9 protein-coding genes are annotated in these 10,818 nt (G+C 53.7%); 2 read left to right on the plus strand and 7 right to left on the minus strand.

Going from position 1 to position 10,818, the window contains the following annotated elements:
• Positions 1-462, minus strand: a 462-nt coding sequence (locus tag QZP87_RS10465; RefSeq protein WP_291322867.1) for an AAA family ATPase, incomplete at its 3' end; no start/stop codon positions are given.
• 356 nt (positions 463-818) lie between these two features.
• Between QZP87_RS10465 and QZP87_RS10470 the strand changes: the two genes are divergently transcribed.
• On the plus strand, positions 819-1,463 hold the full coding sequence (locus QZP87_RS10470) for a GPP34 family phosphoprotein (protein ID WP_291322868.1): 645 nt from the start codon (positions 819-821) through the stop codon (positions 1,461-1,463).
• A gap of 77 nt (positions 1,464-1,540) precedes the next feature.
• Here QZP87_RS10470 and QZP87_RS10475 read toward each other — a convergent pair whose 3' ends face one another.
• The 3 genes from QZP87_RS10475 to QZP87_RS10485 all read right to left on the minus strand — a co-directional run bounded on the left by QZP87_RS10475 (position 1,541) and on the right by QZP87_RS10485 (position 3,492).
• Positions 1,541-1,972: an ATP-binding protein gene (locus QZP87_RS10475; protein ID WP_291322869.1), complete on the minus strand. Its 432-nt coding sequence runs from the start codon at positions 1,970-1,972 to the stop codon at positions 1,541-1,543.
• On the minus strand, positions 1,959-2,288 hold the full coding sequence (locus QZP87_RS10480) for an STAS domain-containing protein (protein ID WP_291322870.1): 330 nt from the start codon (positions 2,286-2,288) through the stop codon (positions 1,959-1,961). Before QZP87_RS10480 ends, QZP87_RS10475 begins: the two co-directional genes overlap by 14 nt.
• Positions 2,289-2,667: 379 nt before the next feature.
• Entirely contained in the window at positions 2,668-3,492 is an 825-nt protein-coding gene (locus tag QZP87_RS10485; RefSeq protein WP_291322871.1) for a rhodanese-like domain-containing protein, read from the minus strand.
• Positions 3,493-4,108: 616 nt separating this feature from the next.
• Here QZP87_RS10485 and QZP87_RS10490 point away from each other — a divergent pair.
• Positions 4,109-4,423, plus strand: a complete 315-nt coding sequence (locus QZP87_RS10490; protein ID WP_291322872.1) for a hypothetical protein — start codon at positions 4,109-4,111, stop codon at positions 4,421-4,423.
• 2 nt (positions 4,424-4,425) lie between these two features.
• Here QZP87_RS10490 and QZP87_RS10495 read toward each other — a convergent pair whose 3' ends face one another.
• The 3 genes from QZP87_RS10495 to QZP87_RS10505 form a co-directional block, all read right to left on the minus strand.
• Positions 4,426-7,626 carry an efflux RND transporter permease subunit gene (locus QZP87_RS10495; RefSeq protein ID WP_291322873.1) on the minus strand — a complete coding sequence of 1,067 codons (3,201 nt, stop codon included), beginning with the start codon at positions 7,624-7,626 and terminating at the stop codon, positions 4,426-4,428.
• A 13-nt stretch (positions 7,627-7,639) separates the two neighbouring features.
• Positions 7,640-8,767: an efflux RND transporter periplasmic adaptor subunit gene (locus QZP87_RS10500; protein WP_291322874.1), complete on the minus strand. Its 1,128-nt coding sequence runs from the start codon at positions 8,765-8,767 to the stop codon at positions 7,640-7,642.
• Positions 8,768-8,839: 72 nt separating this feature from the next.
• The gene (locus QZP87_RS10505) at positions 8,840-10,537 is read right to left on the minus strand and encodes a radical SAM protein (protein ID WP_291322875.1); all 1,698 of its coding nucleotides are present in this window, start codon (positions 10,535-10,537) and stop codon (positions 8,840-8,842) included.
• Positions 10,538-10,818: the final 281 nt, after the last annotated feature.

Consider the following 10,818-nt stretch of genomic DNA (forward strand, 5'->3'; position numbering starts at 1 on the left):
CAGGAATTCGCTGAAAGACAAGGGATAAAGGTGCAGGAATTCAACCCTGCCCACAGGCATGGAATATTCAAAATCCCGCAGGACAAAATCAAGCAGAGAGCCAGCCGCGATAACATGCAGTTCAGGCAGTTTTTCATAAAAATATCGCAGGCTGTGGATGGCCTCAGGACAGGCCTGTATTTCGTCCAGGAACAGAAGCGTCTCCCCGGGAATCACGGGCAGGTCAAAGAACAGAGACAGTTCGCTGATGATTGCCTGCGGATCTCTTTGCCGGAATACCGATTTGACTTCCTGGTCAAACTCAAAATCAATTTTCAGCAAACTGCTGAATTGATTCTTTGCAAACTGCTCAACAAGATAGGTCTTGCCGGTCTGCCTCGCGCCCCGAAGGATCAAGGGCTTGCGACTGGACCGGTCCTTCCACTCGACAAGATAATCTTCAGCGGATCTCTTTATGCTCATTATCAGGCCCCCCTGAAACCAGGAATGCCTGAAATTTTGATAAAAGACAACCGAATAAAATACATTTTAATAACAAAAAACCATTGTAAAATTACAAAATATTATTCACAATACTGTTGGATTAAAACATGACGCAATGTCAGGGATGTTAAAATTGCCAATATCCCTTAAATGATTTTTAGATTTACAAAAATAAGTGCGGGACAGTCCCACTGCCAAGCGCTGCCCCCCCGCCATGGCTCAAATTTTTCTTGTTTTTTTGACAGGGTATCATATATAAGTCACCAGGCTTTCCTTGACCCTGCGCGGAAAAAGAGGCCGCCTGGGGGCGACTTCTGAAAAAGGAGGATAAATAAATGCTGAATTTTGCCGAAGAGATCCTGTTATTGACCCTGGATGACAATAGAGGCGCTTTTTACCCCATGCCCGAAAGCGCCATGCGCACCGCCCTGGCGGGAGCCCTGCTTATGGAGCTGGCTGTTGCGGATCGTATTGATACGGACATGCACTCCTTGATGGTAGTTAATACTGAGCCGGTAGGAGACGCCCTCATTGATGTGATTCTTGAGCGACTCAAGGCTGAGCCTGCCGGCCGGAATACCTCTGAATGGCTCGGTGAAATCGCCTTGCAGGAAAAGGACCTCAAGGAAAAGGTGCTGCAGAGGCTGGTGGACAAAAAGGTGCTCAAGGTCGAGGAACATAAGATTTTGTGGGTCTTTGCCAGGAGACGCTATCCCCTGATGGATGACAAGGAGATAAAGGAGGTCCGCACCAGACTGCGGGATCTGGTATACAGCAATGATATACCTGATGCCCGGGAGGCGGTCCTGGTCGGGCTGGTAAACGCCTGCGCCCTGGTGGATACTGTATTTGAAGAACATGAGCTGCCCCAGGTCATGCCCAGATTTACTGAACTTGCCAAACTGGACCTTATCGGCAGGGAAGTGGACCAGGCCATCAGGGAAATCTTTCTGGCCATGACATCTCATCTTTTCCGCTGAAAAAATCATTGTTGAACGTAAAGCCCCAGAGATTCAAGGAGGCCGGAATTCTGTCACGCCTATAGTTTTAAGGCGGATCAAGTCCTGAAGACAATGTCTAGAATATTCATTTCGTCTTTTCTCTGATACTCCACCCTGTCAGCCATTCTGCGCACCAGGTGTATTCCAAGCCCCCCCACTTCCCGGTCCTGCATGGGCTGGCCTACATCGGGATCAGGTCGTGAAAGGGGGTCAAAGGCAATGCCGGAGTCAACTATACGGATATAGAGTTCACCGGGTCCCGGAAGGCAGCATCCCAGCTGAATGCTGCCTTCATGATTATGGGGATAGGCATAGCAGATTATGTTTAAAAGTGTCTCTTCCAGGACCAGTTCTACCTTTTGCAAAATTTCAGCGGAGGTCTTGATCCTTTTTGCCTCATTGATGACGAACTCCTGAAAGATGGGCAGGTTTTCTCTGGTGGCAGAAAGCTGCAGCCAGGAAAAGTCACCGGAATCAGGCTGCCTCAAGGGCCTGCTCCCGGGTTTCGTAGATGTTGAAGATGGATGCAAACCCGGATATCTCGAAAACCTCCCTGACCATGCCCTTGAGATTGCAGAATATGAGGCTGCCGCCATCTGACCGGACCTTTTTGCCCACGGACAGAATGCTTCTGAGTCCGGCACTGCTTACGTACTCTACTTCCTGCAGATCCACCACGATATTTTTTTCGTTGCCAATGAGATCCAGGCATGTGGACTCAAAGTCCTGTGCAGTTGTTGTGTCCAGTCTGCCGCTGACGATGATTATCAGGGCCTTGTCCATTTTTTGGGAACTAATTTCCATACTCTTCTCCATTTTAAATTGTATCTGTTCAGCGCTTTGCATATCGCATGGCTTCCTGCCCCTTCTCCGTCCCGTAAGGCCCCGTGCCTGCGGGTTGGCTTCCGGCTCCGCATCCAGCCCGTAGGTCTTCCAGGCCGGAGGGGAGAGCATCCAGCCCGGAGAGAGAGGAGGCAAACAGCCTGGAGGATGACCGGCTTTCCCAGCACTATTTATTTCTAACGCGGGGTATACCCGCAACCCAAAAACATATTCTCACGCAAAGGCGCAAAGGTCGCCAAGGAAGGCAACCTCTTAAATTTTGCGTACTTTGCGGCTTTGCGGTTCAAATTTTTCTTGTTTTTTTCGATGGCAAAGATACGAGTTCTAAAAGACATAATTATTATCGGCAATCATTGAAGAGTCTGGCTATCAGCCGGATGTGCCCTTTTTCCTGCTCCGACAGTCTGAAAAAACACTCTGTCGCATCTCTGGAGAAAGCCTGTTCCTCAGCCAGGTTGCGATACATATCATAAGCCATTGTTTCAATGTCCAGAGCAATTTCCAGAAGGTGGGAGCAAAGTTCACCCTGGTCTGCACCCTGAAACTGATGCACAATGGCCGAGGTTTGCAGCCCGCCTTCAACGATATCGTCCGGGACGGAATCATAGAGTCCCTGGAAGTCCAATTCAAAAAGATCCTTGCCCTGCTGAAACACAACCCTGGCATGCGACTTTTCAAGCTTTGCCAGTTTCTGGATCTGTTTTTTAAGGCTGTCGTTATCCAGTATGGCCTGCAACTCAGAATAAAATTTCGAGGCCCCTTTTTCAAGGGAAACAGCTCTTTTGATGACACTTTTCAGGTCACGTTCCTGGTGAAAAATATTCACCCTGGGATAGTCCGGGAGAACTGTGCCCTGGTAAGCGGAAATTCCCCCCAGAAGATTGAAAATTTCAGAGGTAAAAAAACCGCTGTCCATAGCAAGGATTGCCGCGGACATGGATCTCTTGCCGCTTCGGCAGTAAAAAATCGTCTTTTTATCCGGGTCCAGCTCCGCAAGGCGTCCTTCAAGCTCATGCAGAGGGATAAGCCTGGCGCCGGGGATATGCTCCTGGGTGTACTCCTGGGGCTGGCGAACATCTACCAGCATGTAGTCTGTTTCCTTGTGCCGGCTGGAAAAATCAGCCAGATCCTGTGGATCCATGTTTTGTATCGGTGTTTGAATCACCTTGCTCCTCCTGGGCATAAGTCTGTCTTTATTTTATAATTTATGATGCACCTGCAAAAAGTCGGGGAATGAAAAATCCAGAAATTAACAATCTACTTAACCCTTTGATTTTACTGACCTCTGACCTCTGATCACTGACGTCTGTGACTGCAAAAATGACTTTTTGCAGTCACATCATTTATGACAGGGTTTAAGGAGTAAGTCACTGCCTTTTATTATATTGTGCAGCTGAGAAAAGGTCAAATGTTTGAAAACAGTCATTTGATCCGGACAGTGATCTGAACTTTGATTGGGCAATTTAGTAACAGTTTAGCCCATTATAAGGAAAGCAGGGGACAGGCACCCCAGCCCTTGTATTCTATTGATGAAAGAAAACAGGCTTAGAAAAACAAGGGCTGGGAGAGCCAGTCCCCATGCTACATATTAATGGCTAAACTGTTACGCAATTTAAATTTTTGAAGCAGATTTGGTTTGACTTCCAGTGGATATTATAGAAATTTGTCCCCGCCTGAGGCTTATTAAGTCCGGAACAGGAGACTGCAGCCCTGCAAAAGGCTTTTCGGCCCGGGAACAAGGCTGAAACACAACAGATTAAAATCAAAAGGGAGAGGGAGACATGAATGAGCGCTACCTGATTCAAAAGATCGCCACCTGCGACAAGTGCCAGGGCAGGGGCAAAGTGGAAAATCCGCTCTGGACTGAACTTATTGAAGAAGTGGGCGAGGACTACATCAAGAACCTGAGCAAGCATGACTACAACCAGCTTTTGATAGAAAAAGGACTTTTGAGCTTCGGCAGGTACGAGCCCAGGGAGATGAAGTGCAGCAACTGCAAGGGCTCAGGCGAGTTTTTCAGCAGTGTCAACCTGGAAGATGTCCCGGTTGTCGACGACCTGATGAAGAGGGTTGAGCGTTTGGAAAACAGGTCCTGAGCCTATTTTTCCCGGTACAGCAGGTAAAAGCTTACCGGGACCAGGACCAGGGTGAAAACCGTAGAGGACGTGAGCCCGAAAATCAGGGCCCAGGCCAGCCCGGAAAAGACCGGGTCCAGGGTGATGGGCCAGACCCCGATGGCCGTGGTCAGGGCGGTGAGTACAATAGGCCGCAGCCTGACTGCCCCGCTTTGCAGGATGGCCTCCTGAAGTTCTGTTCCCCTTTTCAGTGCGGACTGGATAAAATCTATCAGAACCAGGGAGTTGCGGATAACTATCCCCCCCAGGGCGATCATGCCGATCATGGCTGTGGCGGGAAAAAAGACCGGGTCGGCAAAACCGTCCACTTCCCGGCCGGCTATGATGTTCAATAGAAAGAACCCGGGCATGATCCCGGTCAGGGTCAGGGGGATGGCGGACATGATTAAAAGGGGCAGGCCCAGGGACCCGGTCTGCAATATCAGCAGGACATAAATGGCCAGCAGGGCGAATCCGAAGGCCAGGCCCAGGTCCCGGAAAACATCCAGGGTGATTTTCCATTCGCCTTCGCCCCTCCATTCCACGCTGAACCCCTGGGGCAGGGGGTCCTGCACCAGCCTGGACTTCATGTCCAGGACAGCCTCTCCCGGGGGCTGCCCGGCCATCTCCGCAGTGACGTAAACCACCCGGCGCAGGTTTTTGTGTTGGATGGGCTGTTTTGCAGGCACCTTTTCAAAACGGCCCAGTTCCTTGAGGGCTATTACATCTCCGGCAGAGGTGACGACCTGCAGTTGCTGCAGGTTGTGAATGCCGGAGCGTTTTTCCATTGGCAGAAACATGCGCACGTAGTGGGTTTCGCGCTCATGGGGGCTGTGCAGGGCCGCCGGCTTATCCCCACCGGTAAAAAGCCCCAGGGTGGTCAGGACTTCGCCGGCGTGCAGGCCGTGCAGGGAGGCCTTTTCCCGGTCCAGGACGAACTGCCAGCGCATATGCCGGGCCTGGGCGCTGTAATGCACATCACGTACGAACTTTTCCTGCTGCAAGATGTTTTTGACATGCCTGGCCGCCTCAATGGTCTCAGCATAAGTCCGGTCCGGCTCTGGATAAATTTCCGCCACTATGGTGGCCATTACAGGGGGGCCCGGGGGGACTTCCACCAGTTCCATGGTGGCCCCGTGTCTGCGGGCCAGATTCTCCAGGTCCCGGCGCAGGGAGAGAATCAGTGTGTGACTGGCTGTGTCGCGCTTCTGCCTGGGCTGAAGGTTGATGCGGATATCCGCCTGGTGAGAGTCCTGGCGGGCATAGTATCCCCTGACCATGGCATTGAAGTCCATGGGGGAGGCCAGCCCCGAATAAGTGCTGTAGGTGGTGATTTCCGGTACCCGGGAGAGGTAGTCTTCGAAGTCCCGCACCACGGCATCGGTAAGTTCCAGGGAGGTCCCCTCGGGCATGTTTATCACCACCTGAAATTCGTCCTTGTTATCAAAGGGCAGCATCTTTAGAGGCACCATACGCAGCAGGACGAGTGACACAGCCGCCAGGATAAGGACCAGGACCAGCAAAAAAAGTCCCCGGCGCATCCACCTGGATTTCAAAAAGGGCAGCATGAGGCCGCGGTATCCCTTCATTATCCAGTTCGGTACCCCCTGCTGAGCGACACCGGCTTTTTTTATCCCCGGGCGGCTCAGAAATCTGTGACAGAGCCAGGGTACTATGGTCACAGCGCACAGGGTGGAAAAAATTACCGTCAGAGGGACATTGGCAGCCATGGGGGCCATATAGGGACCCATCATGCCGGTGATGAAGAACAGAGGCAGAAAACAGGCGATTATGGCCAGGGTGGACATGACTACAGGTACAACCACTTCGCTTACCCCGGCCAGGACTGCATCTCCGGCGCTCTTGCCTCCCATGGCCATGTGGCGTTTGACATTATCCACGTTGGTGATGGGGTCGTCCACCACCAGACCCAGGGACAGAATCAGGGCGAACAGGGTGACCCTGTTGATGGTGTATCCCAGAAGAAAGCTGCCGAACAGGGCCAGGGAAAAGCTCACCGGAATGGCCAGGCCCACCACCAGGGCCGGTCTCCAGCCCAGGGTCAGGGTGAGCACCAGGACCACAGTGGCCACGGCGAAGAACAGGGACCTGAAGAGTCCGCTGACCTTTTCCTGGGCGGTGCGGCCGTAGTTGCGGGTGATTTCCACCCCTACGTCCTCCGGCACAATAAGCCCTTCAAGCTTTTGCATCCGGTCCAGGATACTGTCCGCCACCTGAACTGCATTGGTGCCCTGCTTCTTGGCCAGGGCCAGGGTCACGGCAGGCATGGAAGATGGTCTGTCCAGGCCTAGTTCCTGCATGTAGCGCCAGGACATGCCCAGTCTGGTGTAGCTTTCGGGCTCGGCCGGGCCGTCGCTCACCCGGGCTACGTCCTTTAGATAAACCGGCCGGTCCTGATGTATGCCCACCACCAGCCTCTGCACTTCCTGGACGGTCCTGAGATGCGCATCCCCCAGAATCAGAAAATGCAGGTTGTCTAAGGTAAAGTCCCCCAGGGTCCGGGAAAAGTCGGCCTGCTGAAGTGTCTTCTGGATATGCACAGGTGAGATGCCCCGCCCGGCCATGGCCTGGGGATCCATTTCCACCCGGACCTGCCTGGGACGGCCTCCGAAAATTTCAGAGCGGGAAACGTTTTCCACCTCTGAGAGCCTGGCCAGTAGTTCGTTGCCTATGCGTCTCAGTTCATAATCGCTTCTCTCACTGGAAAAAAGGGTCAGGTTCAGGATGGAGACGTCATCAATGCTTACCGGTTTTACAATCCAGTCCTGGACTATGGAGGGGACCTGGTCCTGGTGCATGATGATCTGGTTGTGCAGCCTGACCAGCGAGTTTTCCAGGTCCTGGCCCACGAAAAAGCGCACCGTGACCACGGCCCGGTCCCTCTGGGAAGTGGAATAGACGTATTCCACCCCCTGGACCTGCCACAACAGTTCTTCCAAGCGGGTGGCCACCAGCTTTTCCACTTCTCCGGGGCCTGCACCCGGGACATCCACGATGACGTCGGCCATGGGAACCACTATCTGGGGTTCTTCTTCACGCGGAGTGATGGTCATGGCCAGGGCGCCCAGGGCCAGGGCCATGAAAAGCAGGATGGGGGCCGGGTAGGAGGATAGAAACGGCCCTACAAAGGCAGCGATTCTGGAGTGTTCAGGGGCTTGGGACATGAACTGTTCAGGTTTACGGGATTGAGGGGTTTAATACTACTCTGTCCTGGACAGACAAACCCGATAAGACCTGCACCCGCCCGTTGTGCTCTGGTCCCAGACGCACATGTCTGGTCTGCCGCCGGCCGTCCCTCAGGATCTGCACGGTTTCCAGCTGGCCGATTCTGCGTACGGCTTCTTCAGGTATCATCAAGACCTCTTCAGTCTCCACCGGGATCAGCATGCGGGCGAACATGCCGGGATAGAGATCCGGACTGTCCTCAATGCACAGCTTGATTAGAAAGCTGCGCGAATCAACCTCTGCAGCCGGATCAATCTCGCTGACCCGGCCGGAAATTTTTATATCCAGGGCATCCACCTGGATCTCAAAAACATCCCCCGGGCTTACCCGGGAAATGAGCCGTTCCGGCACCCGGGCCTCCAGGCGCAGGAGATGCCTGGTCTGAAGTTTCAGCAGGGGCCTGTCCGGGGCGGCCAGGTCTCCGGGGTCGGCCATTGTGCGCACCACCTGGGCCCCGGCCGGGGCCCGGATGCGGGTATAGTCCAGGACCACCATGAGTTCGTTGATTTTTTCCTGCAGGGCGTCCCTGGAAGATGCGGCCTCCTGCAGGGACATGAGGGCCTGCTCATGCCCGGCCCGGGCCTGGAAATACTCTGATGCGGCCCGGTCCAGTTCCTGCCGGGTGGCTACGTCCCGGCTGTGCAGGCGTTGCATGCGCTCAAACTGCGGCCCGGCCTCGTCCAGAAGAGCCCCGGCCGCGTCAATCTCCCGGCGGATGCGCTGGATGGAGGCTTTGGCTCCCTCAAGGTCCAGGCGGGCCTGCTTGAGCCTGCTTTTGAACTCATCCTGTTCCAGCCGTATCAAAAGGTCTCCGGCCTCCACCATATCACCTGGCGCAACCAGGACTTCCAGGACCCGGGCCTGCACCTGGGCGCTGATAACCGGCTCCTGCCGGGGGCGGATGGTGCCCACAGCCTGGTAGTAGTTGACAACCTCGAATTTTTGGGCCTCAAAAACACCGGGCTCCTGGGTTGCGGATACACTTTGGGCCAGGCCCGGCCAGGATAAAAAAGAGGCTGCCGCCAGGAATGCGAGGTTCACAATGACTTTTTGGTGAAGTAATCGTATAATTTTTATCATGCAAAGGTTCCTGTATCCGTAACCATTCAGGGGGACAGGTGCCGGAAGTCTATCATAAGTTTCGCTGTAGTGCTATCTTCCGCCTGCCAGGGCCTGGCTGCAGGCCTGCCGGAATTTCTGCATCTGGGGGGAACCGGGGAATCTGCTGGTATATTCCAGGGCTTCCTGGAACAGGCCCAGGTTCATGCAGTTGACGCACTGACAGGCGCTCAGGTGCTCACTGCCGGGGAAGTGTTTCATGCCCTGGCTCAGGCCCTGGTAGGACTGCTGGTATCTGCCCTGCTTCTGCCTGATTATGCCCAGCCCCAGATATGCCCTTTCATTGGGATGCCAGGCAAGGGATTTTTCAAACAAGAACTCGGCTGTCTTCTCTTTGTCCGGGATTTCCTGGATAGCGGCGTAGTCTCCGTGGCTGAAGGTCATGCCCAGCCTGGATAGAAAATCCGCGTGCAGGGGATAAAGTTCTGACTGGTCTTTGAGTTTTACCTCCCGGGCGGCCCGAGGCAGGGTCCGGTAGTAGCAGTTGCGCAGCAACCGGCCGAACTCCAGGATCATTTCCGGGGTCATGCGGGGATCGGTTTCAAAATATTTGATGTGCTCCACTTTTTTCAGCCAGAAGTCATCAGTAAGTGCGCTTTTCTGCTTGAGTTCCCTGTACAGGGCCGTGCCCGGAAACATTTCCAGGATATAAAATACAGCGCTTAAGGGCTTGATGCTCTCCATGAGGTCCATGCTTTCCCGGATGGTCCCGCGGGTTTCGCCGGGGGAGCCGTAGATGAAGTAGGCCCTGGCCAGGATGCCGCAGGCCACAGTCTGCTCAAAGGCAGTCTGAATCTCCTGGTTGCTGATTTGCTTGTTCAACTCCTTTCTGATTCGCGGTGATCCGCTTTCTATGCCGTAGCTTATCTGGATGCATCCGGCCCTGCGCATCCAGATAAGCATTTCCTGGTCCACGCAGTTGACCCGGGAAATGGCGAACCAGGATATTTGCAGCCCCCGGTTGATTATCAGCCGGCAGATTTCAATGACCCGCTCCGGCTTCAGAGTAAAGGTGTCGTCGGAGAAGAAGAAAAAGTTAACACCTTTTGCATAAAGCATTTGCAGCATGTCCACGAAGTATGCCGGGGAGTGAAACCTGACTTTTCGACCCCAGAAATCCGGGGACCCGCAGAAGGAGCAGTTGGAGGGACAGCCCCTGGAGGAAACCAGGTGCTGGAAGGTGAAATGCTCAGCCGGAGAGGGCAGTTGATCCAGATCCATGATGTGTTCTGGAAGTCCGGTGCAGACCGTGTCCTTCTCCCGCCTGAAGGCCAGGCCCTTGATGTCGTCCAGATTGTCCAGATCCCCGCTTTCCAGCCTGGATACCAGCTGCATCAGAGAAAATTCGCCCTCTCCCAGGATGACGTAATCCACCTGGGCGAAATTATTAAGCAGATGTTCCCAGAGAAAAGTGGCCCCTATGCCTCCCAGAACAGTCACGGTTCCGGGCAGGACCTCCTTGACCAGTGCGGCTGTGTCTGTTGCTCCGAAACGGTTGGCATTGACAATGGAAAAGCCCGCCAGGTCAGGTTTTTTCTCCAGAAGTATCTCCCGGATATCCCTGTCAGTCTGCTCCACCTGGTACCAGTTGAGGATTTCCACCTGGTGGCCGCGGGATTTCAAAAGGGCCCCCAGGTAATAGAGCCCGATGGGAGTAACGCCCACATCTTCACTGTAAAGTTCGTGGGACCTTGGTTCCAGGCAGCGCGGATAAATGAGCAGAATTTTCATAAGGCGGTCCTGATCCCTTAATCCTTAATCCATAACACTACAGCGAAACTTATAAAATAGTATCTGTTTAGCGCTTTTAAGGAAAGCAGGGGACAGGCACCCCCGCACTTATTTTTCTGAAGGATGATTAACAGGTTTTAAAAATAAGTGCGGGGAGAGCCAGTCCCCGGAGGTCAATCATAAGTTTCGCTGTAGTGATAACCCAATTTTAAAAAGCCCTGGCTATGATGTCCCGGTAGTTGCGCACGCGGCTTACGAAGTGCACCGGCTCAAAGCCGCGG

This window comes from Desulfonatronospira sp. (assembly GCA_003563255.1).
Classification (GTDB): domain Bacteria; phylum Desulfobacterota; class Desulfovibrionia; order Desulfovibrionales; family Desulfonatronovibrionaceae; genus Desulfonatronospira.